This is a genomic window from uncultured Bradyrhizobium sp., from assembly GCF_936943645.1.
Taxonomy (GTDB): domain Bacteria; phylum Pseudomonadota; class Alphaproteobacteria; order Rhizobiales; family Xanthobacteraceae; genus Bradyrhizobium.
Map to the genome: position 1 here is coordinate 1 of NZ_CAKZJO010000104.1, position 24,432 is coordinate 24,432.

The 24,432-nt window shown below is 65.0% G+C and carries 25 protein-coding genes and 1 tRNA gene; 11 read left to right on the forward strand and 15 right to left on the reverse strand.

The annotated features are described in order from the left end of the window. Nucleotides 1–63: 63 nt before the first annotated feature. Together nikR and Q0743_RS30375 are read right to left on the reverse strand one after the other, a co-directional pair. Nucleotides 64–510 carry a nickel-responsive transcriptional regulator NikR gene (gene nikR, locus Q0743_RS30370; RefSeq protein WP_298245118.1) on the reverse strand — a complete coding sequence of 149 codons (447 nt, stop codon included), beginning with the start codon at nucleotides 508–510 and terminating at the stop codon, nucleotides 64–66. Between the two features lie 55 nt (nucleotides 511–565). Next, nucleotides 566–3,040 (reverse strand): heavy metal translocating P-type ATPase, encoded by a 2,475-nt coding sequence (locus Q0743_RS30375; RefSeq protein ID WP_298245119.1) that lies wholly within the window; start codon nucleotides 3,038–3,040, stop codon nucleotides 566–568. A gap of 73 nt (nucleotides 3,041–3,113) precedes the next feature. Between Q0743_RS30375 and Q0743_RS30380 the strand changes: the two genes are divergently transcribed. After that, a complete protein-coding gene (locus Q0743_RS30380) occupies nucleotides 3,114–3,389 on the forward strand; it encodes a metal-sensitive transcriptional regulator (protein ID WP_097660436.1) in 276 nt (91 codons plus the stop codon). Nucleotides 3,390–3,558: 169 nt separating this feature from the next. Here Q0743_RS30380 and Q0743_RS30385 read toward each other — a convergent pair whose 3' ends face one another. Further along, nucleotides 3,559–4,539: a YiiX/YebB-like N1pC/P60 family cysteine hydrolase gene (locus tag Q0743_RS30385; RefSeq protein ID WP_298245120.1), complete on the reverse strand. Its 981-nt coding sequence runs from the start codon at nucleotides 4,537–4,539 to the stop codon at nucleotides 3,559–3,561. A gap of 192 nt (nucleotides 4,540–4,731) precedes the next feature. Between Q0743_RS30385 and Q0743_RS30390 the strand changes: the two genes are divergently transcribed. Then, nucleotides 4,732–6,123, forward strand: coding sequence for an NAD(P)/FAD-dependent oxidoreductase (locus tag Q0743_RS30390; protein ID WP_298245121.1), 1,392 nt, complete (start codon nucleotides 4,732–4,734; stop codon nucleotides 6,121–6,123). A gap of 177 nt (nucleotides 6,124–6,300) precedes the next feature. Here Q0743_RS30390 and Q0743_RS30395 read toward each other — a convergent pair whose 3' ends face one another. From Q0743_RS30395 to rpmI, 6 genes are all read right to left on the reverse strand, one after another. Beyond that, nucleotides 6,301–7,071 (reverse strand): sulfite exporter TauE/SafE family protein, encoded by a 771-nt coding sequence (locus Q0743_RS30395; RefSeq protein ID WP_298245122.1) that lies wholly within the window; start codon nucleotides 7,069–7,071, stop codon nucleotides 6,301–6,303. Beyond that, nucleotides 7,068–9,476 (reverse strand): phenylalanine--tRNA ligase subunit beta, encoded by a 2,409-nt coding sequence (pheT, locus tag Q0743_RS30400; protein ID WP_298245123.1) that lies wholly within the window; start codon nucleotides 9,474–9,476, stop codon nucleotides 7,068–7,070. Before pheT ends, Q0743_RS30395 begins: the two co-directional genes overlap by 4 nt. Further along, nucleotides 9,473–9,919, reverse strand: coding sequence for an endonuclease domain-containing protein (locus Q0743_RS30405; protein ID WP_298245124.1), 447 nt, complete (start codon nucleotides 9,917–9,919; stop codon nucleotides 9,473–9,475). The genes pheT and Q0743_RS30405 overlap by 4 nt, the downstream gene beginning before the upstream one ends. Before the next feature lie 104 nt (nucleotides 9,920–10,023). Then, nucleotides 10,024–11,106, reverse strand: a complete 1,083-nt coding sequence (pheS, locus tag Q0743_RS30410; RefSeq protein ID WP_298245125.1) for a phenylalanine--tRNA ligase subunit alpha — start codon at nucleotides 11,104–11,106, stop codon at nucleotides 10,024–10,026. Nucleotides 11,107–11,341: 235 nt separating this feature from the next. Next, on the reverse strand, nucleotides 11,342–11,701 hold the full coding sequence (gene rplT / locus Q0743_RS30415) for a 50S ribosomal protein L20 (protein WP_097663298.1): 360 nt from the start codon (nucleotides 11,699–11,701) through the stop codon (nucleotides 11,342–11,344). A 91-nt stretch (nucleotides 11,702–11,792) separates the two neighbouring features. Then, the gene (gene rpmI / locus Q0743_RS30420) at nucleotides 11,793–11,993 is read right to left on the reverse strand and encodes a 50S ribosomal protein L35 (protein WP_008143958.1); all 201 of its coding nucleotides are present in this window, start codon (nucleotides 11,991–11,993) and stop codon (nucleotides 11,793–11,795) included. 271 nt (nucleotides 11,994–12,264) lie between these two features. Here rpmI and Q0743_RS30425 point away from each other — a divergent pair, with 271 nt between their 5' ends. After that, nucleotides 12,265–12,669, forward strand: coding sequence for a hypothetical protein (locus Q0743_RS30425; RefSeq protein WP_298245126.1), 405 nt, complete (start codon nucleotides 12,265–12,267; stop codon nucleotides 12,667–12,669). Between the two features lie 151 nt (nucleotides 12,670–12,820). Here the strand turns inward: Q0743_RS30425 and infC are convergent, their stop codons facing one another. Further along, nucleotides 12,821–13,360 carry a translation initiation factor IF-3 gene (gene infC, locus Q0743_RS30430; protein ID WP_082884999.1) on the reverse strand — a complete coding sequence of 180 codons (540 nt, stop codon included), beginning with the start codon at nucleotides 13,358–13,360 and terminating at the stop codon, nucleotides 12,821–12,823. A 249-nt stretch (nucleotides 13,361–13,609) separates the two neighbouring features. On the opposite strand from infC, the gene Q0743_RS30435 reads away from it, so the two are divergent. Both Q0743_RS30435 and Q0743_RS30440 read left to right on the forward strand, forming a co-directional pair. After that, the gene (locus Q0743_RS30435) at nucleotides 13,610–14,404 is read left to right on the forward strand and encodes an alpha/beta hydrolase (RefSeq protein ID WP_298245127.1); all 795 of its coding nucleotides are present in this window, start codon (nucleotides 13,610–13,612) and stop codon (nucleotides 14,402–14,404) included. A 36-nt stretch (nucleotides 14,405–14,440) separates the two neighbouring features. Beyond that, the gene (locus Q0743_RS30440; protein WP_298245128.1) at nucleotides 14,441–14,908 is read left to right on the forward strand and encodes a nuclear transport factor 2 family protein; all 468 of its coding nucleotides are present in this window, start codon (nucleotides 14,441–14,443) and stop codon (nucleotides 14,906–14,908) included. Between the two features lie 12 nt (nucleotides 14,909–14,920). Here Q0743_RS30440 and Q0743_RS30445 read toward each other — a convergent pair whose 3' ends face one another. The 3 genes from Q0743_RS30445 to Q0743_RS30455 all read right to left on the reverse strand — a co-directional run bounded on the left by Q0743_RS30445 (nucleotide 14,921) and on the right by Q0743_RS30455 (nucleotide 17,737). Continuing rightward, the gene (locus tag Q0743_RS30445) at nucleotides 14,921–15,709 is read right to left on the reverse strand and encodes an acyl-CoA thioesterase domain-containing protein (protein ID WP_298245129.1); all 789 of its coding nucleotides are present in this window, start codon (nucleotides 15,707–15,709) and stop codon (nucleotides 14,921–14,923) included. Nucleotides 15,710–15,920: 211 nt separating this feature from the next. Next, entirely contained in the window at nucleotides 15,921–17,096 is a 1,176-nt protein-coding gene (queG, locus tag Q0743_RS30450) for a tRNA epoxyqueuosine(34) reductase QueG (RefSeq protein ID WP_298245130.1), read from the reverse strand. Next, a complete protein-coding gene (locus Q0743_RS30455; RefSeq protein ID WP_097663303.1) occupies nucleotides 17,045–17,737 on the reverse strand; it encodes a glutathione S-transferase family protein in 693 nt (230 codons plus the stop codon). The genes queG and Q0743_RS30455 overlap by 52 nt, the downstream gene beginning before the upstream one ends. Before the next feature lie 169 nt (nucleotides 17,738–17,906). On the opposite strand from Q0743_RS30455, the gene Q0743_RS30460 reads away from it, so the two are divergent. From Q0743_RS30460 to Q0743_RS30470, 3 genes are all read left to right on the forward strand, one after another. Next, nucleotides 17,907–18,713 carry an undecaprenyl-diphosphate phosphatase gene (locus Q0743_RS30460; RefSeq protein WP_298245131.1) on the forward strand — a complete coding sequence of 269 codons (807 nt, stop codon included), beginning with the start codon at nucleotides 17,907–17,909 and terminating at the stop codon, nucleotides 18,711–18,713. Between the two features lie 112 nt (nucleotides 18,714–18,825). Then, complete coding sequence (locus Q0743_RS30465) at nucleotides 18,826–20,151, forward strand: FAD-binding oxidoreductase (RefSeq protein ID WP_298245132.1); 1,326 nt, start codon at nucleotides 18,826–18,828, stop codon at nucleotides 20,149–20,151. 3 nt (nucleotides 20,152–20,154) lie between these two features. Further along, nucleotides 20,155–20,895: an SDR family oxidoreductase gene (locus Q0743_RS30470; RefSeq protein WP_298245133.1), complete on the forward strand. Its 741-nt coding sequence runs from the start codon at nucleotides 20,155–20,157 to the stop codon at nucleotides 20,893–20,895. Nucleotides 20,896–20,945: 50 nt separating this feature from the next. Here Q0743_RS30470 and Q0743_RS30475 read toward each other — a convergent pair whose 3' ends face one another. Further along, a complete protein-coding gene (locus Q0743_RS30475) occupies nucleotides 20,946–21,911 on the reverse strand; it encodes a complex I NDUFA9 subunit family protein (RefSeq protein ID WP_298245134.1) in 966 nt (321 codons plus the stop codon). A 151-nt stretch (nucleotides 21,912–22,062) separates the two neighbouring features. Here Q0743_RS30475 and Q0743_RS30480 point away from each other — a divergent pair. From Q0743_RS30480 to Q0743_RS34330, 3 genes are all read left to right on the forward strand, one after another. After that, nucleotides 22,063–22,149: transfer RNA gene (locus Q0743_RS30480), tRNA-Leu, on the forward strand. Nucleotides 22,150–22,236: 87 nt separating this feature from the next. Then, nucleotides 22,237–22,548: an addiction module protein gene (locus Q0743_RS30485; protein ID WP_298245135.1), complete on the forward strand. Its 312-nt coding sequence runs from the start codon at nucleotides 22,237–22,239 to the stop codon at nucleotides 22,546–22,548. After that, nucleotides 22,549–22,842: a type II toxin-antitoxin system RelE/ParE family toxin gene (locus tag Q0743_RS34330; protein ID WP_367184955.1), complete on the forward strand. Its 294-nt coding sequence runs from the start codon at nucleotides 22,549–22,551 to the stop codon at nucleotides 22,840–22,842. 87 nt (nucleotides 22,843–22,929) lie between these two features. Here Q0743_RS34330 and Q0743_RS30490 read toward each other — a convergent pair whose 3' ends face one another. Beyond that, the gene (locus Q0743_RS30490) at nucleotides 22,930–24,201 is read right to left on the reverse strand and encodes an MFS transporter (RefSeq protein ID WP_298245136.1); all 1,272 of its coding nucleotides are present in this window, start codon (nucleotides 24,199–24,201) and stop codon (nucleotides 22,930–22,932) included. Nucleotides 24,202–24,432: the final 231 nt, after the last annotated feature.

Genomic DNA, 24,432 nt, shown 5'->3' on the forward strand with positions numbered 1-24,432 from the left:
CGGAAGAGACTCGGGATTTCCACATGCGATAGCCCTGCCCTCCAGGGGAGGGTAAGATTCGGCCTACCCGTGCCGGTGCCCGTGCTTGCGCGACTTCCCCGGCTTGCCCTCGCCGGTCGGGATCATCACCACGCGGCCGTAGCGCACGCCGCGTTCGGCGATGATGTGGTCGGCGAAATGCTTGACCTCATCGGCCGAGCCGCGCAGCGCCGTCATCTCCATGCAATTGTCGTCGTCGAGATGGACGTGCAGCGTCGCCAGCGCGAGGTCGTGGTGGCCGTGGAATTCCTGCACCAGTCGCTTCGACAGATCGCGGGCGGCGTGGTCGTAGACATAGACGAGGCCGGCAACGCATGGACCGGTCTGCGCGGTGTCCTCGGTGCTCTGTTGCAGGCCGGCGCGGGCGAGATCGCGGATGATCTCGGAGCGGTTCTGGTAGCCGCGTGCTTCCGCCGCCGCGTCGATCTCCGCCAACAGATCGTCCTCGATCGTGATCGTAATTCGCTGCATCGGGTCCTCTCCGCGCATACCGCCGAATGGCTGTTTTACACGGATTTGGTCACTCTCACAGCTGCGTCGCACGCAGGCGCAGCGCATTCCCGACCACGCTCACCGAGGACAGCGCCATCGCCGCCGCCGCGATGATTGGCGAGAGAAGCACGCCGAATGTGGGATAGAGGATGCCGGCTGCGATCGGAATTCCGGCGGCGTTGTAGATGAAGGCGAAGAACAGGTTCTGGCGGATGTTGCTCATGGTCGCCTGCGACAGTTTTCGCGCGCGGACGATGCCGATGAGATCGCCCTTGAGCAGGGTCACGCCAGCGCTCTCCATGGCGACGTCCGTGCCGGTGCCCATGGCGATGCCGACTTCGGCGGCCGCCAGCGCCGGCGCATCGTTGACGCCGTCGCCGGCCATCGCAACGACGCGGCCGGCCTTCTGCAGTCTTGTGACCACCGCGCTCTTCTGATCCGGCAGCACCTCGGCTTCGACCTCGGCGATGCCGAGCCGGCGCGCCACCGCTTCCGCCGTGGTGCGGTTGTCGCCGGTCAGCATGATGACCTTGATACCCTCGGCAGCGAGCGTCTTCAGCGCCTCCGGGGTCGAGGGCTTGACCGGATCGGCGATCGCGAACAGGCCGGCCAGCCGGCCATCGACGGCCATGTTGATCACCGTCGCGCCGTCGCCGCGCAGCCGTTCGGCTTCGGTGTCGAGCGCCCCGGTGTCGAGCGCCCCGGTGTCGACGCCAATCGACGTCAGATATTTTGCGTTACCGAGCGCGATGGTCTTGCCGTCGACCTTGCCGGTGGCGCCCTTGCCGGTCGGCGAGTCGAAGTGCTCGACCTGGCCGAGGGCAAGCTGCTTCTCTTTGGCCGCGCGCACGATGGCGTCGGCCAGGGGATGCTCGCTGGCGCGCTCGACGCTGGCTGCAAGCCGGAGGATGTCGTCCTCCGCAAAACCGGACGCGGGCACAAGCGCGACCACCTTGGGCTTGCCTTCGGTCAGTGTTCCCGTCTTGTCGACCACCAGCGTGTCGATCTTTTCCATCCGCTCCAGCGCCTCGGCGTTCTTGATCAGCACGCCACCTTGCGCGCCGCGGCCGACGCCGACCATGATCGACATCGGGGTCGCCAGTCCCAGCGCGCAGGGGCAGGCGATGATCAGCACGCTGACGGCGGCGACGAGACCGAAGGCCAGCCGGGGCTCCGGTCCGAACCAGGCCCAGGCTGCAAACGCGACAAGGGCGACAGCGATGACGGTCGGCACGAACCAACCGGCAACTTGGTCGGCCAGACGCTGGATCGGCGCGCGCGAGCGCTGTGCATCCGCGACCATCTGCACGATCTGCGACAGCAGCGTCTCGCGTCCGACCTTGTCGGCACGCATGATGAAGCTGCCCGACTGATTCAGCGTACCCGCGATGACCTTTGCGCCAGTTTCCTTGGTGACCGGCATGGATTCGCCCGTGACGAGGGATTCGTCGAGCGAAGAGCGCCCTTCCAGGATGACACCGTCGACCGGCACCTTCTCGCCGGGGCGAACGCGCAAGCGATCGCCGGCATGAAGCGTGTCGATCTCGACTTCATGCTCGCTGCCGGTATCGTCAACGCGGCGCGCGGTCTTCGGGGCGAGCTGCAGCAGCGCCTTGATCGCCCCGGAGGTCGCGTCGCGCGCACGCAGCTCCAGCACCTGGCCGAGCAGCACCAGCACGGTGATGACGGCCGCCGCCTCGAAATAGACCGCGACCGCGCCTTCATGGCCGCGAAACGTATCGGGGAAGGCCTGCGGCACGAGCGTGCCGGCGAGGCTGTAGACATAGGCAACCCCGGTGCCCATCGCGATCAGCGTGAACATGTTGAGATTGCGCGTCAGCAGCGACTGCCAGCCGCGCACGAAGAATGGCCAGCCGGCCCACAGCACCACGGGCGTCGCGAACACGAGCTGGATCCAGTTCGACAGCGTCGGGTCGATCCAGTTGTGCGGGCCGGCGAGGTGGCCGCCCATCTCCAGCACCACCGCCGGCAGCGCCAGCGCGCCGCCGATCCAGAACCGCCGCGTCATGTCGGCGAGCTCCGGATTGGGACCGGTCTCCAGGCTCGCGACCTCCGGCTCCAGCGCCATGCCGCAGATCGGGCAACTGCCGGGTCCGACCTGGCGGATCTCCGGATGCATCGGGCAGGTGTAGATCGTGCCCGCGGGCATCTCGGGCTCGGGTGCCTTCTCCTTGGCGAGATATTTGGCGGGATCGGCCGCGAACTTGGTGCGGCAGCCCGCCGAGCAGAAATGGAAGGTCTTGCCCTGATGGTCGAAGTGGTGCTTCGAGGTCGCGGGATCGACGCTCATGCCGCAGACAGGGTCTTTGACCTTGGTCGCGGTGTCGCCGTGATCATGCGCGTGATGGGCATGGCCGGAATGATCGCCGTGTCCGCCGCAGCACGAGGAAGCTGCAGGCTTGGCGGCCGGCGGCGCCGCCTTGCTCGAACAACCGCATCCGGCGTGAGCGTCTGCGTCGTGATCATGCCCGTGTTTCGCGTCGTTCATTGCCCTGCTCCGGCTGTATCCGGGTCCTGCCTAGACTCTTGCAACCAATACCCGGTAGGGGTATATAGACCCCATGCGCAAGGACATCAAGGCATCTGTCGGAAAACGCCTCGGCCGGATCGAGGGTCAGGTTCGCGGCCTCTCGAAAATGGTAGAGGAAGACCGCTACTGCATCGACATCGTGACGCAGATCTCGGCGGTGCGTGCCGCGCTGCGCCGGGTCGAGGAAGAGATCCTGAAGGACCACGTCGCCCATTGTGTCGAGCACGCGATCGCGAGCGGCGACAAGGCCGACCAACGTTCGAAGATCGCGGAGCTGATGGCGGTGATCGGACGGGCGGAGCGGTAGTTCGCGCTCTTCCCGGCTGTCGTGGCGCAAGGCCGTCGTCCCTGCGAACGCAGGGACCCATAGTCACAGGCAGATGTTGGGCTACGGCTAGTCGTGCGGTACTTCTACCGCAGGCAATCGATAGATCGCGCGGTATGGGTCCCTGCGTTCGCAGGGACGACAGCGAGATTTACGCCGCAATCTCGCAAATATCTCCGCGATGCCGCGCGCGGTACGTCGCGAGTTCGTTGAGTAGCACAAAATGCTCGGAGAACGCGGCTTCCATCTCGGCCGCCGCCTCGCGCATCACTTGCTCAGCCGGAATCTCATCCGGCGCTTCTTGGTCAATCGCTTCAGGAACGAGCGGCGGCGCACTGATCGTTTCTGGAAACACACTGAATGTGCCCGCTACCTCCTCGAGCGGCTTCTGCTTGTCGGCCCAGTGCAGCGCGGTGTAGTCGAATCCGTGCACGATGGTGGGTTTGACGACTTCGAAATAGGGCGAGATGTCGAAGTCGCGGGGCATGTAGAGCGAGGAATCGCGGATGTGCAGGATCTCGCGACGGGCGGCGCGGCTGCCGGCCTTGGTGATCTTCGGCAGGATCGGATAGCGCACCGCATCGAACGCCTGCGCGATCAGCGCCGAGCAGATGATCTTGGTCGGATCGCCCGAGCCGATCGCGATCATGCGTCGCCGCCAGCGCTGCGGCACCGGCAGCGGAAACAGGAATCGCATGAGGTCGACGATGTTCTTGGTGTCGTAGCCGAAGCCGATGCGGTTGATCGCATAACGGCAGACCGTGGTGCGGTCCTCATAGGACAGCCCGACCGGTCGGCAGACGCGGGTGTGATAGGGGAAATATTTCGACAGCGGTGCCGAGGTGACGCCTTCGCCGATATTGGCCTCGATCAGCACGTGCGGCTCGCCGTCGGGTTCCTCGGCGCCTTCGACCGGGCCGACATAGAGCGCGGCATGCGACCAGGTCGACTGCGTCAGATATTTGATGATGCCGGAGATGCGGTTGTTGCCCTCGACCAGCAGCACGTCGCCGGGTTCGATGACGCCGCGCAGGTGCTCAGGGTCGCTCGGCGTGAACGGCTCGTAGCCGGGCACCTCCTTGGAGAGGTACGCGGCAATCAGCTTGCCGACTGAATCTAGGACCGTCCCCATTTCAAACTCCCCCCACGGCCTTTTCCGACCGTCTTTTTCCCTTCTCTATCATGGTCGAAACGTCTTGCAATTCGGTTCATCAGTCCGTGAGGTCAAGCACGATTGATTCACCATGATGGTTGCCGTGCAACATCAGATGCGGCAAGGTTCGCTGAGTGTTCCCGTCAGCCGCAAGTCCTCGGAAACCATGACATGACAATCACGCGCCGCGGTTTCCTTGTCGCGTCGGCGGCCGTTGCTGCGATGCCGATCCTGCGCGCAAGTGCCGCGCCCCTGCCGCGCGAGGCCGACATCGTCGTGATCGGCGCGGGGGCTGCCGGAATCGCCGCAGCGCGGCGCATCATGGCAACGGGCCGCAAGGTCATCGTGCTGGAAGCGGGAGCCCAGATCGGTGGACGCTGTATCACCGACAGCACGACCTTCGAGGTGCCGTTCGAGCGTGGCGCGCGCTGGATGCACAATCCCGACACCAATCCGATGATCCGGCTTGCGCGCAATGTCGGGCTGGATGTGTTGCCGGCTCCCACGGGCCAGAAGATGCGCATCGGCCGTCGCAACGCGCGCGCAGGCGAAACCGAGCAGTTCCTGGCCGCGCTGGTGCGCGCCAACCGCGCCATCGACGAGGCCTCGCGGGCCAAGCTGGACACCTCCTGCGCCTCAGTCCTGCCCAAGGATCTCGGCGACTGGGCGGGCGCGGCCGAATTCATGCTGGGCGCGGGCTTTGCCGGCAAGGACCTGAAGGAGCTGTCCGCAATCGACAAGGGGCGTGCGCAGGATCGCAACGCGGCGATTGCGTGTCGTCAAGGTCTGGGCACGCTGATCACGAAGCTCGGCGAGCAGGCGCCGGTGGCGCTGTCGACGCCGGCGAGCCGGATCGCCTGGAGCAACCGCGACGTCAGCGTCGAGACGCAAGCCGGCAAGATCGCCGCGCGCGCCGTCATCGTCACGGTCTCAACCAACGTGCTGACATCGGGCATGATCAAGTTCACGCCCGATATTCCCAAACGCACGTTGGACGCGGCGTCGAAACTCGGCCTCGGCAGCTACGATCGCATCGTGCTGCAGCTGCCGGGTAATCCGCTCGGCCTGTCGCGCGACGATGTCCTCATCGAGCAGAGCAACTCGACGCGCACCGGCATGATGTTTGCCAATATCGGTGGCTCCTCGCTCTGCTCCATCGATGTCGGCGGCGCGTTCGGCCGCGACCTTTCCGAGCAGGGCGAGAAGGCGATGGCCGCCTTCGCGCAGGAATGGATCACAAAGCTGTTCGGCAGCGAAGCCGCGTCCGCCGTGCAGAAGACCAGCGCGACGCGATGGAATGCGTCGCCTTACGTGATGGGCGCGATGTCGGCGGCCTCCCCGGGCGGTCAATTGTCACGAAGAATCCTGACAGAGCCGATCGGCAACGTGTTCCTCGCAGGCGAGGCCACCCACGAGACGCTGTGGGGCACCGTCGATGGCGCCTGGGAAAGCGGCGAGCGCGCCGCGGACGCCGCCTTGCGCAAGATCGGTGCACTGAAGGACGAGCCCGCCGACGTGCCGACGCAGTCGACGAAGAAGCGGCGCGTGCCGAGGCCGCATTAGGGCAATCTGCTGCAAAACACTCCGCTGTCGTCCCGGACAAGCGCGCCTCAAGGCGCGCGCCGATCCGGGATCCATAACCACAGGGAGTAGTTTGACGAAGACTCGCGGTGACCAGCTCGCACTAAAAGAGCTGACCGGGGTAATGAGTCCCCGCGTTCGCAGGGACGACGGCAGGGGCTACCGCAAGATCCCGTCCAGCGCCGGCAGTCCGAAAACCACCGCCATCGCGATCAGCGCGTAGCAGATGCCGCGAAACATCTTTTCGCTCGCACGGCCGAACAGCGAGGCGCCGAAAGCAACGCCAACCGCATAGACCGGCCCCACGATCAGCGAGAGCACCAGAGATTCGCGGCTGATCAGCCCCGTGGTCGCATAGCTGACCATCGAGAAGAAATCGGACGCGCCGAAGAACAGCAAGATGTTGGCGCGTGCGACGATCGGGGCGATCGGGCGTCCCAGCCAATAGCCGACGATCGGCGGGCCGCCGGTCTGCGCGAGGCCGCTGCAAAAGCCCGAGAGGCCACCAATGCCGACCGAGAGCCAGGCGTGGTCCTTGCCGCGATAGCGCCAGCCTGAGAGCAGCAGAAGCAGCAGCGCGGCGACGAAGCAGGAGATGATCCAGCGCGTGGTGACGGGCTCGAGCACGCTGAGGAAATAGGTGCCGACGGGGACGCCGACCAGCGCGCCCAGCACGATCACGGCGGTCGCCTTGCGGTCCGCCTTGCGCCAGGCGTCCGGCAGCAGCGGCGCCGCCGCGACGAAATCGATGACGAGCAAGAGCGCCGCGACCAGCCGGGGCGCTGCGAAGCTGCTGGCCAGCGGCATAAAGATCAGCGCCGAGCCGAAGCCGGAGAAGCCGCGGGCGGTGCCCGAAACGAAGGCGACGGCGCAGAGCGCCATCGCAATGGTGAGGCTGACGTCCTTCGGAAGTAAATCCGCGAAGGTCATCCGCGCAAGACGCCGCCGGTCTTCTTGGTGACCTCGGCGACGATCTTGGCCGCGACGGCTTCGATCTCCTGATCGGTCAAGGTCTTCTCGCGCGGCTGGAGCGTGACCGCGACCGCGATCGATTTCTTGTCGTCGTCGATGCCCTTGCCCTCGTAGACGTCGAAGACGTTCACGCCGGTAATCAGCTTCTTGTCGACACCCTGCGCGGCACGCACGATGTCGGCGGCTTTGACGGTGCGGTCGACGATGAAGGCGAAGTCGCGGGACACCGGCTGGAACGCCGACAGCTCGATCAGGGGCTTTGCGCGCGTCGGCTTCTTCTTGGCCTCGGGGATGCGGTCGAGGATCACCTCGAACACGACGAGCGGGCCGTCGGCGCCGAGCGCCTCGAGCGCGCGGGGATGCACCTCACCGAAATAGCCGAGCACGTTCTGCGGCCCGATCTGGATCGTGCCGGAGCGCCCGGGATGCAGCCATTTCGGGCCGCCCGCGACGATCTGCAGCGCCTGCATCGGCGCGCCGGCTGCTGCCAGCACCGCAAGTGCATCCGCCTTGGCGTCGAATGCATCGGCTGGCGCCGAGCCGGTCCAGTGCCGTCCGAGTCCTTCGGACGACGCAAAGCCGCGGCGCACGCCGCTCGCCGCCATGAACTGGTCCTGCGGACGATCGCCCTTGAAGATCTGGCCGACCTCGAACAGCGCGACGTCGCTCACGCCGCGATTGGCGTTGGCTTGAGCCGCTGCGATCAGGCCCGCGAGCAGGGTCGGGCGCATGTCGGAGAGGTCGGACGCGATCGGGTTGGCCACTTCGAGGTCGCGCTGGCCGCCGCCGAACAATTCGGCAGCAATCTTGGTGATGAACGACCAGGTCACGGCCTCGACGATGCCGCGGCTCGCCAGCGCACGCCGGGCGCGGCGGGTGCGCAGCTGCAGCGGCGTCAGCACCGGCTTGCGCGCGTCGTCGCCGCGCTCGAACGGTGTCATCGGCACCTTGTCGACGCCGAAGATGCGGACGATCTCCTCGACGATGTCGGCCTTGCCGTGCACGTCGGAGCGCCACGAGGGCACCGCGACCTTCACGACCGGGCCGGGGCCCGCCATCATGAAGCCGAGATGCGTCAGGATGCGCTTCATCTCCGGCTGCGGCACCTCGATGCCGGAGAGGCGCTTCACTTCAGTGATCGGGAAATCGATCACGCGGTCATCGGCAAAGGACTTGCCGACCACGACGTTCTCTGACGGCGTGCCGCCGCACATCTCCATCACCAGCCTGGTCGCGAGCTCGAGGCCGGGCACCATGAAGGCGGGATCGACGCCGCGCTCGAAGCGGTAGCGCGCGTCCGAATTGATGCCGAGCTTGCGGCCGGTCTGGGCGATGTTGATCTCGTTCCACAACGCCGATTCGATCAGCACGTCGGTAGTGCTCTCGTCGCAGCCCGAGGCCTCGCCGCCCATGATGCCGGCAAGCGATTCCACGCCATGCTCGTCGGCGATCACGCAAGTTGAGGGATCGAGATTGTAGGTGCGGCCGTCGAGCGCGAGCAGCGTCTCGCCGTCGCGCGCGCGGCGCACCACGAGATTGCCCTTCACCTTGTTGGCGTCGAACACGTGCAGCGGGCGCGCGCGGTCGTAGGTCATGAAGTTGGTGATGTCGACCAGCGCGTTGATCGGGCGCAGGCCGATTGCCGTCAGTCGCTTCTGCAGCCATTCCGGCGACGGTCCGTTCTTCACACCGCGCACGAGGCGGAGCGCGAAGCCGGGACAGAGCGTGGCGTCCTCGACCGTGACCTTCACGGGACACGGAAATTCGCCCTTGATCGGCTTGATCGTGGGGTCCTTGAACTTGCCCATGTCGGCGGCGGCGAGGTCACGCGCGATGCCGTGCACGCCGGTGCAGTCCTGCCGGTTCGGCGTCAGATTGATCTCGACCACGGGATCGCCGAGCGCGGCCCATTCGGCATAGCCGGCGCCAACAGGGGCATCCGCCGGCAATTCCATGATGCCGTCATGATCGTTGGAGATCTGCAGCTCTGCGGCCGAGCACAGCATGCCGCGGCTCTCCACGCCGCGAATGGTGCCGACGCCCAGCGTGATGTCCTTGCCGGGAATGTAGGTTCCGGGCGGCGAGAACACGCTGACGAGACCCGCACGCGCATTCGGCGCGCCGCACACCACCTGCACCGGCGCACCGCCATCGCCGGTGTCGACCATGCAGACGCGCAGGCGATCCGCATTCGGATGCTGCTCGGCCGAGATCACCTTCGCGATGGTGAAGGGTTTCAGCGCCTTCGCCTTGTCCTCGATGTTCTCGACCTCGAGCCCGATCATGGTGAGCTTCTCGGCGAGCCTGTCGAGCGGCTCGTCGGTCTCGAGATGGTCCTTCAGCCAGGAGAGGGTGAATTTCATGGCTGTTTCTTCTCCACGGAGACGGTCTGCTCCCTCTCCCGCTTGCGGGGGAGGGCTGGGGTGGGGGCTCTCTCCGCGACGGTGGTCGCGATTGTTTCGAGAACGCCGCCACGATTGGTCATGACGTCGAGATTGCTGAAGCGAAGCACCTTGAATCCCTTCGCTTCGATCGCGGCAGAGCGACGCGCGTCGGCGCGTTCGCCTTCATCAGTGAAGTGCTGGCCGCCATCGAGCTCGATGACGAGCTTGGCGGCGTGGCAGATGAAATCGGCGATGTAGCGATCGATCGGCACCTGGCGACGGAAGCTCGCGCCGTTCAATCGGTGGCCGCGCAGCTCCGACCAGAGGATGCGCTCCGCATCGGTCAAGTCGCGCCTGAGCGCGCGCGCATTGCCTCGCAGCTTGCCTGAGACCGTCCAGTCCGGATGTTCAGGATCGACCATTGGCAACCCCATCGCCGAGAGACCCCCACCCCAACCCTCCCCCGCAAGCGGGAGAGGGAGTCCGACCGTCCTTGTGGCTAGAGCAATCGTGTCCCGGCAAGCGTTCACGAGCTCAGCCCTCCGGCAAGCGTTGGCACTTCGAGCGGCTTGAAGCCGTAATGGGACAGCCAGCGGACGTCGCTGTCGAACAGCTGGCGCAGGTCGGCGATGCCGTATTTCAGCATGGCGATGCGGTCGATGCCCATGCCCCAGGCAAAGCCCTGGTACTCGTCGGGATCGATGCCGCAGGCGCGCAGCACGTTCGGATGCACCATGCCGCAGCCGAGAATCTCCAGCCAGTCCTCGCCCTCGCCGAAGCGGATCTCGCCCTTGTCGCGGCGGCACTGGATGTCGACTTCCAGCGACGGCTCGGTGAACGGGAAGAACGACGGGCGGAAACGCATGTTGATGTGGTCCACCTCGAAGAACGCCTTGCAGAACTCGTGCAGGATCCATTTGAGGTGGCCGAGATGCGAGGTCTTGTCGATGACGAGGCCTTCGACCTGGTGGAATTGCGGCGTGTGGGTCGCGTCCGAATCGATGCGGTAGGTGCGGCCCGGGCAGATCACGCGGATCGGCGGCTTCTGGCTCAGCATGGTGCGCACCTGCACCGGCGAAGTGTGGGTTCGCAGCAGCATTCGCGAGCCGTCTTCCTTCGGATGGAAGAAGAACGTGTCGTGCATCTCGCGCGCCGGATGACCTTCCGGGAAGTTCAGCTTGGTGAAGTTGTAATCGTCGGTCTCGATGTCGGGGCCTTCGGCGACCGAGAATCCCATGTCGGCGAAGATCGTGGTCAGTTCGTCCCAGACCTGGCTCAGCGGATGGATGCGGCCGGCCTCCGCCGGCGCATCGCGCAGCGGCAGGGTGACGTCGACGGTTTCGGACGCGAGCCGGGCATCGAGCGCGGCCGATTTCAGCACATCGCGCCTTGCGGCCAGCGCCGCAGTGACCTTGTCCTTGGCCTGGTTGATCGCCGCGCCCTGGGTCTTGCGTTCGTCGGGCGACATTTTGCCGAGCGTGGCGAGCAGCGCGGAGATCGAGCCCTTCTTGCCGAGCGCTGCGACGCGCACCGCTTCGAGCGCGGCTTCGTCGCCGGCGGCGGCGACGTCGGCGATGATCTGGGCTTGGAGCTGGGCTAGATCGGTCATGGCAATCCCTTTTGGCCAGGATGCTGAGCCGATGATCCTAGCCCGTTACGCCCGGCCCAAAAGCGCGAAGCGCGTCTTCGCGTTAGATGCGCCGGGCTTCCACGTCGGAGAAGTGTTTGCGCGAGAGACGGCCGGGGCAGTCAAGCGCAAGACGCGCCTCTGCCCGGGCCATCACAAGCTGAACGCTGCGCAGCGCACAGTGGAGGACAGCTTTTACGCCGTCCAGTGCAGCCTTCTAGGCGGCGAGAGCGGCTTTGGCCTTCTCGGCGATCGCCTGGAACGCCGCAGGCTCGCTGATCGCGAGATCCGACAGCACCTTGCGGTCCACGGTGATCCCCGACTTGGCCATGCCGTCGATAAACTTGCTGTAGGTCAGGCCGAACGGACGGACGGCAGCGTTGATGCGCTGGATCCAGAGCGCGCGGAACGTCCGCTTCTTACGCTTGCGGTCGCGGAAGGCGTATTGCTGGGCCTTCTCCACGGCCGGCTTGGCAGCGCGGATGGTGTTCTTGCGGCGGCCGTAGAAGCCCTTGGCGGCCTTGTAGACTTTCTTGTGCTTGGCGTGGGCGGTCACACCGCGTTTGACGCGTGCCATGACGAATATCCTTCAGAGATGACTTAGGTTTGGGATCGCCGCGAAAGGCGCGGCGGAGCTGGCAATGATCTTGGACGATCGCTGGACGCGATCAGGCGTTCGGCAAGAAGTACTTCTTGACGTTGTCGCCGTCGGTCTTGAACAGCACGGCGGTGCCGCGCAGCTGACGGATCTGCTTCTTCGTCCGCTTGATCATGCCGTGACGCTTGCCGCGATGGGCGAACATCACTTTGCCGGTGGCAGTCACCTTGAAGCGCTTTTTGGCGCCCGATTTGGTCTTCAACTTGGGCATTTGGCTCTCCTAATGGCCACAGAATTCCGCCCGCGAAGGCGGCTGGCCGTCAAAAATGCTCGTTAGAGCGTTGATTGTGCTCAGGTTTTGCGAACAAGCGCAAAGCCCACACGAAACACCGCCACGGCAGCCCTTAATCAGCCGGGCGATGAAGGCCGGGCTTATGACAGGAAACGGGCGAATTGGCAACGATGAACCGGCGGAACCTGGCCGCCGACTATTCGGAATTGCTACCTTCATGTCCAAGTTTGTCGCCTGGAGCAGGACCAAAATGGCTCATTTCCCCCAATCGCTTCCGTCCTTCACCAATTTCGCTCGTCCGCGCCATCTGGCGCTGTTCGCCGTGCTGGCCACGGCCGCGCTGCCATCGACGGCCGACGCCCGCGGCGCCGGCTATGACGGCATCTGGAACGTCACTTTCGCCACCACACGGGGCAATTGCAGCTCCGGCTACAGCGTCCCCTTCACCGTGACCGGCAGCCGGGTCTCCTCCGCCGGCGGAGGCCGGGTCACGGGCAGGGTCAATCGGGGCGGCGCCGTCGCCGTTCAGGTCTCGGTCGGCGCCTCCCATGCCAGCGGCGGCGGCCGGCTCGCCGGCGTGAACGGCACCGGCTCCTGGAAGGGCGTCATTTCCGGCGACCAGTGCAGCGGTACCTGGCAGGCGACGCGGACGTAGTCGCCGGGAAGGTGGCGCGCTCCTTCCCCAGCATACGGGGGAGGGTCAGGAGAGGGTGCAGCGCCCGCGGCTTTTACCTCGCCCAAAAAAACAAAACGGCCCGCCGGAGATCCGGACGGGCCGTCGAATCCTTAGTCCTGAACGGCAGCCGTCAGCGCGGCGCCAGCACCATGACGACCTGACGGCCCTCAAAGCGCGCGTCCTGCTCGACCTTGGCGAGCTCGGCCACGTCGGTCTTGATCTTGTCCAGCAGCTTGGTGCCGATCTCCTGGTGCGCCATTTCGCGGCCGCGATAGCGCAGCGTGATCTTGACCTTGTCGCCCTCTTCGAAGAACCGCTGCATCGCGCGCATCTTCACGTCGTAATCGTGGTCGTCGATCATCGGGCGGAGCTTGATCTCCTTGATCTCGACGATCTTCTGCCGCTTGCGGGCTTCGGCAGCCTTTTTCTGGGCGGAATACTTATACTTCCCGTAGTCCATGATCTTGCAGACGGGAGGGCTGGTATTCGGCGAAATCTCGACCAGATCCATGCCGGCTTCCTGAGCCATGCGAATGGCGACGACGGTCTCGACCGTGCCTTTGTTGTCACCGGTCTGATCGATCAGCTGGATCTGCGCATTGCGAATATCATCATTGATGCGCGGCCCGTCTTTGCTGGCAACGGGCGGGGCTTTATTGGGACGGCGAATGGGTGGTTCTCCAAAGTTGTGAAAGAAGCGGCTATCTTGAAGGAAGATGCGGTTGCCGGCAAGCAAGTCGCTCGTGCGGCAAGCGAAAAACCCTCAAATGCGAGGCATTTTAGTCACGCCTGGGCACGCTGATCGACATAGACACCTTGCTTCTGTTCCGCAAGCGTCCCAAAGGGCCAATGCCACATCCAGTCGCCTCGCTGGAGGCGCCCCTGACAGCTCAAACTGCAAAACCAGAGTAAACGTTCCATGACCGATGCAATTGCCGATGCCGTCCTCGACTTCATCGAATTGGGCGAGGGGCCGGCCGCGCGCAGGATCGCGGTGCGCCACCGTGCCGGGAAGGCTCCGGGGCCCGGCCTGGTCTGGCTGGGCGGATTCAAGTCCGACATGCAGGGCGGCAAGGCCGTGGCGCTGGACGGTTGGGCCCGTGATCACGGCCGCGCAATGGTCCGGTTCGACTATTCCGGCCACGGCGAATCCGGAGGTGATTTCGCCGACGGAACCATCGGCAGCTGGCTCGAGGATAGCGTCGCGGTCTTCGAACGTTTTTGCGACGGTCCACAGGTCCTGATCGGTTCATCCATGGGCGGCTGGATGGCGCTGCTGCTCGCGCGCGAGATCAAGAAGCGATCCGGCAGGGGATCACTGGCGGGCCTCGTGCTGATCGCACCGGCGCCCGACTTCACCGAAGAGCTGATGTGGAAGAAGTTTCCGCCCGCGGTGAAGCAGGAGATCGAGACCAAGGGCTTCTGGCTGCGCCCGTCGGAGTATGGCGACGGCTCGCCCTATCCGATCACGCGGAACCTGATCGAGGAGGGGCGCAATCACCTCGTGCTCGGCAGCGCCATCGATCTCGGCTGTCCCGTCCGCATCCTGCAAGGCGCGCAGGACCCTGACGTGCCCTGGCAGCACGCCTTCGCGCTGACGCATCGCCTGCCGGCCGACGACGTCGTGCTGACCATGATCCAGGACGGCGACCACCGCCTCTCCCGCCCGCAGGACATCGCGCGCATTCTTGCCGCGGTGGCGGAGATCGGGTGAAGTGAGCCACAACAAGAAATGCCGGGAGGCAATCCAATGACCGCCACCGCCATGTTGCGCGCGTTCTGCGAGGCCGTCGAGCAGCGCAACGGCAAAGCCTTCGCCGATCTCTTCACCGAGGACGGCGTCTACCACGACGTCTTCTACGGCGCCTTCGCGGGCCGTGCGAAGATCGCCGAAATGATCGACGACTGGTTCTATCGCACGGCGACCGATTTTCGCTGGGACATGCATGCCCCCGTGTCGGACGGCACCACGCTCTATGCGCGCTACACGTTCAGCTACAGATCGACGCTGCCCGAAGCGAATGGTGCACGGGCGATGTTCGAGGGCGTCGCGATCATGACGTTACGCGAGGGCAGAATCGTCAGTTATCACGAGGTCGCCAACACCGCGCCGGCCTTCGTCGACCTGAAGTTCGCGCCGGAGCGGATCGCGAAGATCGTCGCCAAGCAGGGCGCGGAATTGAAGGCGAGGCCGGAGATGCAGCGGCATCTCGGTTAGCCAGCCGTCCCCTTAAGGCGGCGGCACCTTCGCCATCGGCTTGCGCTGCGCCAGCGCCGCGACCGTGGCGGTGCCGATCGGGCCCTGCTCGTCATAGAGCCAGCACTCGCCGATCGCGACGCCGTCGGTGGCCTGATGGTTCACCACGTCGAAGCCGATCCACTTCGTCACCGGCAGGCGGTGCAGATAGATCGTCACGTCGCTGTTGATGTAGCCGAGCCCCTTGTCGCCGGCGTTCGCAAACGGGCTGGCGAAATCGGCGCCAACGGCGACATGGACGAACGGCGTCATCGCAACGCCGGCGACGAGCTCGCGCACCTCGCTCATCCACAGCCGTCGCGGTCCGAGCGAGCCCATATGGCCGACGATGGGACGCGTCGTCCATTTGCCGTTCATGCCAAGCCTGGGATCGCTGGGCTTGGGAATGTCATCCGGCTTCGGCACGTCCCAGCTCGGCGGCGACCAGACATTGCCATCAGGATTTTGCGTCTTGCGCAGCAACTGGCACGAGGCCCGCGCCATGCTGACGCCGCCGGAGACGAACTCGGCTTCCACCACACGAATGCGCAGACCATCGCGCACCAGGCGCGTCGTCACCTCGATCGGCTTGTCGATGGTCGGCAGCCGAAACATGTCGACGGTGAGCCGTGCCGGCACGAATTCCGGACCGGAATGGCGCTCCTCGATGGCAAAGCCGAGCAGGCCGACGATGACGCGTCCGTGCAGCGATTTCGGGTCCCACGGACCGTTCGCCACTTCCGTCGGGTGGAATGTCTCGCCCTCACGGGTGAAGAAAGGCATGTTTGTTGTCATGCGCGCGACTTTGCGGGAAGCGGCGCGGAAATCAAGTGTGGTGAGACGCGCGCACCGTGACCACAACAATGGTGCCATCGCCCGACTTGATCGGGCGATCGAGTACTCCGAGACGTCAGTGATCGACTCGATAGGCCGCAGCGTACTGGATTCCCCGCCCCCGTGCGCAATTGCGCACTAGGCGAGGAATGACCGAGCGCTAGGAAGCGTGCTCCCACTCCTCACGCACGCTGTCATCATGCTCGTTGGCAATCGTACTTGCGCGAACCGCATCGAACTCTTCCCGCGCCACCAATTGCCCCAGCGCCCACACCGCGGCGCCGCGTACCAGGGGGCTCCCATCATCCAGCAATCGCCGCGCTTCGTCCGCCAGCGTCGCGTCGCTCGAGTTGCCGATCGCAATCAGCACGTTGCGCAAGAAGCGGTCGCGGCCGATGCGCTTGACCGGGGACTTTGTGAACAGCGCACGGAATGTCGCATCGTCAAGCCGTGCCAGCTCCGCAAGACCGGGCGCCCGCAGTTCGTCGCGCGCCGCGAGTTTCGCTTCACGCCCCTCTTGTGCGAACTTGTTCCAGGGGCAGGCGGCGAGGCAGTCGTCGCAGCCATAGATGCGATTGCCGATGGCTTTGCGGAATTCGTGCGGGATCGGTCCCTTGTTCTCGATGGTGAGATAGGAGATGCAGCGCCGTGCATCGAGCTTGTAGGGCGCGGGAAACGCCGAGGTCGGGCAGATGTCGAGGCAGGCCTGGCACGAGCCGCAATGATCGATCTCCGCGTCGTCGCGCGGCAGCTCGAGCGTGGTGTAGATCGCACCGAGAAAGAGCCATGAGCCGAATGCGCGCGAGACGAGATTGGTGTGCTTGCCCTGCCAGCCGAGACCCGCGGTCTGCGCCAGCGGCTTCTCCATCACGGCGGCGGTGTCGACGAACACTTTCACGTCCGACGGCGCGGTCGCGACCAGCCAGCGCGCCAAAGCTTTCAGCCGCTTCTTGATCAGGTCGTGATAGTCGTCGCCCTGCGCATAGACGGAGATCGCCGCACGCGTGCGCTGCTCGAGAATTGCGAGTGAATCGGAGTCGGGGCCGTAATTGACGCCGAGCATGATGACGCTGCGCACGTCGCTCCACAGTCCCCGCGGATCGACCCGACGCTCCGGCTGGTTCGCGAGCCAGTCCATGTCGCCATGGCCGCCCGAGGCGATGAACTCGAGGAAGTGTCGTCCGGCCGCCTCGATCGTGCCTGATACTGTGACGCCGATGCAGTCGAAGCCGAGCGCGCGCGCTTCGTCTTCAAGCGCTGCCTTCAGTTCAGTCGGAGCGGAGTTCAGAAATCCAGGTCCACGTAAGTTCGCGACGCCGGCACGCCGGCCAGCCATTCGCTGAGCAGCGGACGGAACGACGGGCGGGATTTCACCCGCGCGTACCACGCCTTTGCCGCGTCGTCCTCGCTCCATGGCACATCGCCCAGATAATCGATCGCCGAGAGATGCGCCGCGGCGGCGAGATCCGCGTAGGTGAGCCGGTCGCCGGCGAGGAAGTTGCGCGTCTGCGCCAGCCAGCCGATATAGGCCAGATGATAGCGCACATTGGCCTTGGCCGCGCGCATCACGTCGGCCGAAGGCGGGCCGCCGCCATTCTCCTCGCTCATGAAGCGCTTGTAGATGCGCTCGGTGACGAGGGGGTGCGAGACCTCCTCGAAGAATTTCTCGTTGAACCAGGCCATCAGCCGGCGCACCTCGACGCGCTCGGCGACCGTCTCCGGCATCAGGCGCTTGGGTCCCATCTCGGCGCCATAGGCCTCGTCGACATATTCGGCGATGATGGCCGCGCCCGGGATCGGCGGCTGCTCGTCGTCCAGCAACACCGGCGTCGTGCCGGCTGCGTTGAGCAGCAGGAATGCCTCGCGCCGTTCCCAGCTGCGCTCTTCGACCAGCTTGAGGTCGAGCCCGTATTCGCCCGCGATCAGACGGATGAAGCGCGAATGCGGACAGAACGGATGATGAAACAGCGTAAACATGAAGCCTTTGACTATTTGATGGTGCTTAAGAATCCATCAATGTTTGTGCGGCGCCACACTAGCCCTTCAAAACCGCGAAGCAAGGGCGTCATTTCGCATTTTGCGATTGCGGCATGGGGGCGAATAAGCGAGAAGAGCCCCGCTTTTCCAGCCGAAATGGACCGTAAATATGTCAGACGCAATACGGGCAGTGATCCTCGGCATCATCGAGGGTGTGACCGAGTTCCTTCCCGTATCCTCGACCGGTCATTTGCTGCTCGCGGAGCGCTTCTTCCACCTCGGCGAAGGCGCTTTCTGGGATTCGTTTACGGTTCTGATCCAGCTGGGCGCGATCCTTGCGATCGTCGGGCTGTATTTCAGGAAGCTCTGGGACGTCGTCATCGGCTTTTTCACGGGCGATGCCTATGCGCGCCGCTTCGTCATCGGCGTGCTGGTGGCTTTCTTGCCCGCGGTCATCGTCGGCCTCGTCGCCGGCAAATACATCAAGACCCTGCTGTTCAATCCCTGGGTCGTCTGCTTCACGCTGATCGTCGGCGGCGCCATCCTGCTCTGGGTCGACAAGCTCGATCTCAGGCCGCGCGAGCACGACGCCACCAGGTTCCCGCTGCTGATGTATCTCTATATCGGCATCGCGCAGTGCGTCGCGATGATCCCGGGCGTGTCGCGTTCCGGCGCCAGCATCGTGGCAGCCATGCTGCTCGGTGCAGACAAGCGCGCGGCGGCGGAGTTTTCATTCTTCCTCGCCATCCCCACCATGATCGGCGCCTTCGCCTACGATTTCTACAAGAACCGCGCCGAGATGACGATGGATCACATGAACATCGTCGCCATCGGCTTCGTGGTGTCGTTCATCACCGCGATCATCGTGGTCAAGACGTTTCTGGAATACGTCACCCGGCACGGCTTCGTGGTGTTCGCGTGGTGGCGCGTCATCGTCGGGACGCTCGGCCTGATCGCACTGGCGCTCGGGCGTTAAGATTCAAGACCCGCGCCCGGGCCTCCCACCACGCTTTCAACGCAAAATAAGCTTTTGATCGGTAGGCAGTTTCCAAGGCAGGGCGGTACGCGTCCTGCACAGGAGCTGAGCCATGACCCTCGTCAGCGGCTGGGGGCGTTTCCCGGTCGTCGATAGCGACGTGCTGCGCCCGCGCTCGTTCGCGGCGGTCGGCGAGGCTGTCTCGGCCGGCACCGTCGCGCGTGGCAGCGGCCGCGCCTATGGCGATGCCGCGATCGGCTCCGTCAGGACGGTCGCGATGACCGGCTTCGACCGGGTCCGGTCGTTCGATCCGGCCACCGGCCGCATCCGCCTGGAAGCCGGCGTTCTCCTGTCGGATCTGATCGACACTTTCGGCCCGCGTGGCTTCCTGCCTTTCGTCGTGCCCGGCACGCGCTTCGTCTCGGTCGGCGGCGCCATCGCGGCCGACGTGCACGGCAAGAACCATCATGGCGAAGGCGGCTTCGGGCGCTACGTCGAGAGCCTCTTGCTGCGCACCGGGCAAGGCGATGTGATCGAGGCCTCGCGCGAGCAGAACGCCGACGCGTTCTTTGCGACCGTCGGCGGCATGGGCCTGACCGGCATCATCCTCGAAGCGACGATACGGCTGCGGCGGGTCGAGACCGGATGGATCCGCGAGCGCGTGATCTCCGCGTCCGATCTCGATGCCGCGATGCGCGCACTCGAGGCGAGCAATTCCGCGACCTATTCGGTGGCCTGGATCGACTGCGTGGCGCGAGGGCGCGATCTCGGCCGTTCGCTGATCTATCTCGGCGAGCACGCGGGCAGGGGTGAGCTGGCGGAAGGTGCCGACGCATTTCCGGCCGGCAGGAAATCCGGCCTCAGCGTGCCGGTCGACCTGCCTTCGATGGCGCTGAACCGCACCAGCGTCCGGGCCTTCAACGAGCTCTACTACCGCATGGGCGCGCGTCGCGCCGGCGGCAGTCATGTGGTCTCGCTCTATCCGTATTTCTTTCCGCTCGACAGCATCGGTGACTGGAATCGCATCTACGGCAAGCGCGGCTTCCTGCAGCATCAATGCGTGATCCCGGAAGCGGGCGCACGCGCCGTGCTCGGCGAAATCCTCGATCGCGTGGCGCGGCGCGGCGATGCGTCCTTCCTCGCCGTGCTCAAGAAGCTCGGCCAGGGCGACGGCATCCTGTCGTTCCCGCTGCCCGGCTACACGCTGGCGCTGGATTTCCCGGTCAAGGGCGACATCCTGAATTTTCTCGACGAGATCGATCGTGTGGTCGTCGACGCCGGCGGACGGCTGTATCTCGCCAAGGACGCGCGCCAGTCGCGCGCGACGTTCGAAGCCGGCTATCCCGCGCTGTCGCGCTTCAAGGCGATCCGCAAATCGCTCGATCCAGCCGGGGTCATCCGCTCGAAACTTTCACAGCGTCTGTTTGATGAGGTCTAGCCCGTGACGTCGCGCAAATCCGTTCTGGTGCTCGGTGGCTCCTCCGATATCGGCCGCGCCGCCGCGCGCGCCTTTGCCAAGGCGGGGTACGATGTCGGGCTCGCAGGCCGCGACGTCGCCGCGCTGGAGCCCGACGCTGCCGATCTGCGCGCGCGCTACAATGCCGAGGTCGACCTCCATCAATTCGATGTGCTCGACACCGCCTCGTTCGACGGCTTCATCGCCGGCCTTCCCGCGCTGCCTGATGTCGTCATCTCGATCGTCGGCCTGCTCGGCCTGCAGCAAAATGCAGAAAGCGATCTCGCCCATGCCACTGCGATCATGCGCTCGAACTACGAAGGGCCCGCGCTGATCCTCGGCCTGTTCGCGGACAAATTCCTGGCGCGGGGCAGCGGCACCATCGTCGGCGTGTCCTCCGTCGCCGGCGACCGCGGCCGCGCTTCGAACTACGTCTATGGTTCGGCCAAGGCCGGCTTCTCGGCGTTCCTGTCGGGCCTGCGCGCCCGCGCCAGCCGCGGCGGCGTGCATGTCGTCACCGTCAAGCCCGGCTTCGTCCGCACCAAGATGACGGAAGGCATGAAGCTGATCGGTCCGCTCACCGTCGAAGCGCCGGTGGTTGGCGATGCCATCCTGGCCGCGGTCGAGAACAAGACTGACGTCGTCTATGTCAGCGGCAAATGGCGCCTCGTGATGCTGATCATCAAGGCGCTGCCGGAAGCGGTGTTCAAGAAGCTGAAGTTTTGACTGACGGTGCGCTCCCTCGCCCCGCTTGCGGGGAGAGGTGAAGAAGAATCTCACACGCCCATGCGCTGGAACTGACCCGCCGCGCGAAAACGCCAGAGATATTGCGGGGCGATCGCTTCCAGCGAATCGGCTGATATGCCGAGCCCTTCCAGCGTCAGGCCGGCGGCCTTGGCCGTATCGGACACGACGTTGTCGCGCTCGAGCAGCGTGACCTGGTCCGGCGTCAGCTTGAACGCGCCCGGCGCGAATTGCAGGAAGGCGGCCTTGAAGCGGGCGAGGCCGAACGGCAGCGGTACCAGCATCCGCTCGCGGTCGGTGATCTCGAGGATGGCCTCGATGATCTCGCGCATGGTCAGCACTTCCGGCCCGCCGAGCTCATACGTCGCGCCGGCCTTGGCCTTGCCGTCGACGGCGTCCGCGATCGCGGTGGCGACGTCGCCGACATAGACCGGCTGCATCTTGGTCTCGCCGCCGATCAGCGGCAGCACCGGCGACATCCGGGCCAGCGCGGCAAAGCGGTTGGTGAACTGGTCCTCGGGGCCGAACATCACCGAGGGGCGGAAGATGGTGGCGGAGGGCACCGCAGCCAACACCGCAGCCTCGCCGGCCGCCTTGGCCTTGGCGTAGCGCGAGGGCGATTCGGCGTCGGCGCCGATCGCCGAGACGTGAACCATACGGGCCCCGGCGGCCGCGGCCGCCTTGGCGACGGTCTCGGCGCCCTTGGCCTGGACGGCGTCAAAAGTCTGCGGGCCGCTCTCGGCGAGGACGCCGACCAGATTGATCACGAGATGCGAATCACGCAGCGCCGCCTCGACCGAGGCCGGATAGCGCAGGTTGGCCTGCACGGTGTGGACCTGCCCGACCTTGCCCGAGGGCTGGAGGTATCCGGCCAGTTCCGGCCGCCGGACCGCGACCCGGACCCGGTAATCGCGCTTGCACAGGGCCCGGACGACATTCCGGCCCAAAAACCCCGATCCGCCGAAAACCGTGACGAGAGTTTCCAGATTCGATGCCATGGGAGCCAATCCTGCGGAAAAGAGTGCGTCTTGTCAGGCTTGTATCGAGCCGGTTTGCGTTGCGCAATCGGCATCCCGAACCGGGCCTCAAGCATGAATTGACAACGGCGTCACCGAACCGTAGTAACCGCCTCCGTGCCCCAAACGGCATGCCCAGGTGGTGGAATTGGTAGACGCGCTGGCTTCAGGTGCCAGTGGCTTAACGGCCGTGAAGGTTCGAGTCCTTTCCTGGGCACCATCGCTTTCTTTCGCGTGGCTTCAAAGCGCGATCTGGGAGGATGAAGGGTACTCCGGTCCGATCCAGTATTGCTGAATTGGTCCAGAATTGTCGCTCACCGGTCTTTTCGCGGCCCGCCGCCGTCACGATATTTTTCTCGACGAGATCGTGAAAGTTGTGATTTCGTTGGCGGACCAAAAGGTTGGGATCATGGCAACGCTCGACATCAGTCGTCTGACGCCCAAGGAGCGGCTTGAGCTCATTGGCGAGCTTTGGGACAGCCTCTCACCCGCTGACGTGCTGTTGACCCCGGCCCACGAGGCCGAACTCGACCGTCGGCTTGCGAGTTTCGACTCGGACCGCCGCGAGGCGATTTCGTGGGAGGACCTTGACGCTGAGCTTGACCGTCGGTCGCGCTAATTGGCCAAGCTTCTTTTTACGCAAGCGGCTCGGGCCGATCTCGTCGACGCAGTCACTTGGTACGGTACTCACGCCCCGCACGTTGTACCGCAATTCCGCGATGCCCTGCGTGCCGCGCTGGCCCGGATTGCGGAGCATCCCAAGCAGTTTCCACCGGCTTACAAAGACACATGTCGCGCTCTGCTACGTCGGTTCCCGTACATCATCGTTTTTCGCGAACTGCAGGATACAATCTATGTCGTTGCGGTCTTTCACACGAGCCGCGACCCCTTGATCTGGCAAAGCCGTCCGTAGCTAGGTTGTGATCACGGACGCTTCGAGGCCTGCGCGCCAACTGGGTTGCGATTTTCTGGTTCGTGGCATCAGTGGATTCGCCCGCCCTCACATCACGCTTCTCCCCGCCCGCTCCGCCACCTCCTTCTGCACGAAATACATCGCGACCAGCGTGACCAGCGTCGTCGTGACCACGACGTAGCCGATCCGGTCGAAATGGAGCAGCGAACCGTCCGGTCCCTGCGCGACGATCGCGGCTGCCAGCACCGAGCCGAGGCCGCCGGAGAGTTGCTGCAGCGAGGCGCTGACCGCGCTGAACGAGCCGCGCTGGGTCGCGTCGGGGATTGCCGATATCAGCGCCTGCGACGGGATCATGCGCGAGAAGATGCCGACGAACATCAGCACGTTGACGGTGATCGCGGTCACCAGCGAGACGTGGCCGAGATGGGTGTAGATCAGCACCATGATCACGGTCATCACGCAGCCGAACACGAAGGTCGGGTATTTGCCGAAGGCGTCGCTGGCCCGGCCGACCAGTGGCCCCGTGACGATGCTGAACAGGCCGGAGACGAGATAGATCGTCGGCAGATGCGCCATGTCGATACCGAGATTGTTCACGGTGAAGGCGCTGGAGAACGGCATCAGCATGTATCCGCCCGTCGCCAGCAGCGTCGTGACGGCGAAGGCCAGGGTGTAGCGCGGCTGTGCGACGGTCGCGATCAGGTGGTGGAACGGGTTTCTGTCCTGCTTCAGCTTCAGATGCGCATCGACCGGCTCCATGGCGAAGGCGATGACGGCGATCGCGACGATCGACACGATGACGATCGCGATGAAGCAGACGTGCCAGCTCCAGTGATTGGCGAGAAACAGGCCTGCGGGAATGCCGAGCACCTGGCTCGCCGCGAACGAGGTCTGGATGAATCCCATCACGCGGCCGCGCATGGAGAGCGGGAACAGATCGGTGATGATGGCGAGCACGATCGAGCCGATCACGCCGCCGAACAGGCCCGTCACGATCCGGCCCATCAGCAGCACGTGATAGTTCGGCGCCACCGCGCAGAGCATGGTGCCGAGCGTGAAGCCGACATAGAAGAACAGCAGGATCCGCTTGCGGTCGAAGCGATCGGCAAAGCCGGCGGCGAGGATGCCCGACAATCCCGCGCTGAACGCGTAGGCCGACACCGCGACGCCGAATTGCGCAGCGGTGATGTCGAGCGCGGGCATCAGGATGGCGCCGAGCGGCGACATGATGATGAAATCGAGGATGATCGTGAACTGCGTGAACGCGAGCAGCGCGATGAGGAGCGCCTGGTAGCGCGAGAAGCCGCGCTGGCGTTCCCTGGGGTTGTCGATCGGCGCGGCGAGCGTCTGTTCGGTCATGGGTCTCGATTCGTGGTGAGTGGGAGAGAAATGGGCAGATAGGGAGGGCCCGCATGAATTCCACGGGGCGCGCGCCATTGGCTCGGCCGATTCGGGCAGTTCGAGCGCCGCTGTGGGTTCCATGCAACAGCCGGGGCGCTCCGCCAACGGTTCCCTCCTCGCGAAAAGGAGTGCGCGGACTGAGAAGCCGGCATCGGGCGGGGCCCCCCATGAACATGGGAGGACGCAATG

Coding starts and splice junctions, on each gene's coding strand:
- nikR (WP_298245118.1), bottom strand. CDS start 510: ATGCAGCGAATTACGATCACGATCGAGGACGATCTGTTGGCGGAGATC.
- Q0743_RS30375 (WP_298245119.1), bottom strand. CDS start 3,040: ATGAACGACGCGAAACACGGGCATGATCACGACGCAGACGCTCACGCC.
- Q0743_RS30380 (WP_097660436.1), top strand. CDS start 3,114: ATGCGCAAGGACATCAAGGCATCTGTCGGAAAACGCCTCGGCCGGATC.
- Q0743_RS30385 (WP_298245120.1), bottom strand. CDS start 4,539: ATGGGGACGGTCCTAGATTCAGTCGGCAAGCTGATTGCCGCGTACCTC.
- Q0743_RS30390 (WP_298245121.1), top strand. CDS start 4,732: ATGACAATCACGCGCCGCGGTTTCCTTGTCGCGTCGGCGGCCGTTGCT.
- Q0743_RS30395 (WP_298245122.1), bottom strand. CDS start 7,071: ATGACCTTCGCGGATTTACTTCCGAAGGACGTCAGCCTCACCATTGCG.
- pheT (WP_298245123.1), bottom strand. CDS start 9,476: ATGAAATTCACCCTCTCCTGGCTGAAGGACCATCTCGAGACCGACGAG.
- Q0743_RS30405 (WP_298245124.1), bottom strand. CDS start 9,919: ATGGTCGATCCTGAACATCCGGACTGGACGGTCTCAGGCAAGCTGCGA.
- pheS (WP_298245125.1), bottom strand. CDS start 11,106: ATGACCGATCTAGCCCAGCTCCAAGCCCAGATCATCGCCGACGTCGCC.
- rplT (WP_097663298.1), bottom strand. CDS start 11,701: ATGGCACGCGTCAAACGCGGTGTGACCGCCCACGCCAAGCACAAGAAA.
- rpmI (WP_008143958.1), bottom strand. CDS start 11,993: ATGCCCAAGTTGAAGACCAAATCGGGCGCCAAAAAGCGCTTCAAGGTG.
- Q0743_RS30425 (WP_298245126.1), top strand. CDS start 12,265: ATGGCTCATTTCCCCCAATCGCTTCCGTCCTTCACCAATTTCGCTCGT.
- Q0743_RS30435 (WP_298245127.1), top strand. CDS start 13,610: ATGACCGATGCAATTGCCGATGCCGTCCTCGACTTCATCGAATTGGGC.
- Q0743_RS30440 (WP_298245128.1), top strand. CDS start 14,441: ATGACCGCCACCGCCATGTTGCGCGCGTTCTGCGAGGCCGTCGAGCAG.
- Q0743_RS30445 (WP_298245129.1), bottom strand. CDS start 15,709: ATGCCTTTCTTCACCCGTGAGGGCGAGACATTCCACCCGACGGAAGTG.
- queG (WP_298245130.1), bottom strand. CDS start 17,096: ATGGCTGGCCGGCGTGCCGGCGTCGCGAACTTACGTGGACCTGGATTT.
- Q0743_RS30455 (WP_097663303.1), bottom strand. CDS start 17,737: ATGTTTACGCTGTTTCATCATCCGTTCTGTCCGCATTCGCGCTTCATC.
- Q0743_RS30460 (WP_298245131.1), top strand. CDS start 17,907: ATGTCAGACGCAATACGGGCAGTGATCCTCGGCATCATCGAGGGTGTG.
- Q0743_RS30465 (WP_298245132.1), top strand. CDS start 18,826: ATGACCCTCGTCAGCGGCTGGGGGCGTTTCCCGGTCGTCGATAGCGAC.
- Q0743_RS30475 (WP_298245134.1), bottom strand. CDS start 21,911: ATGGCATCGAATCTGGAAACTCTCGTCACGGTTTTCGGCGGATCGGGG.
- Q0743_RS30490 (WP_298245136.1), bottom strand. CDS start 24,201: ATGACCGAACAGACGCTCGCCGCGCCGATCGACAACCCCAGGGAACGC.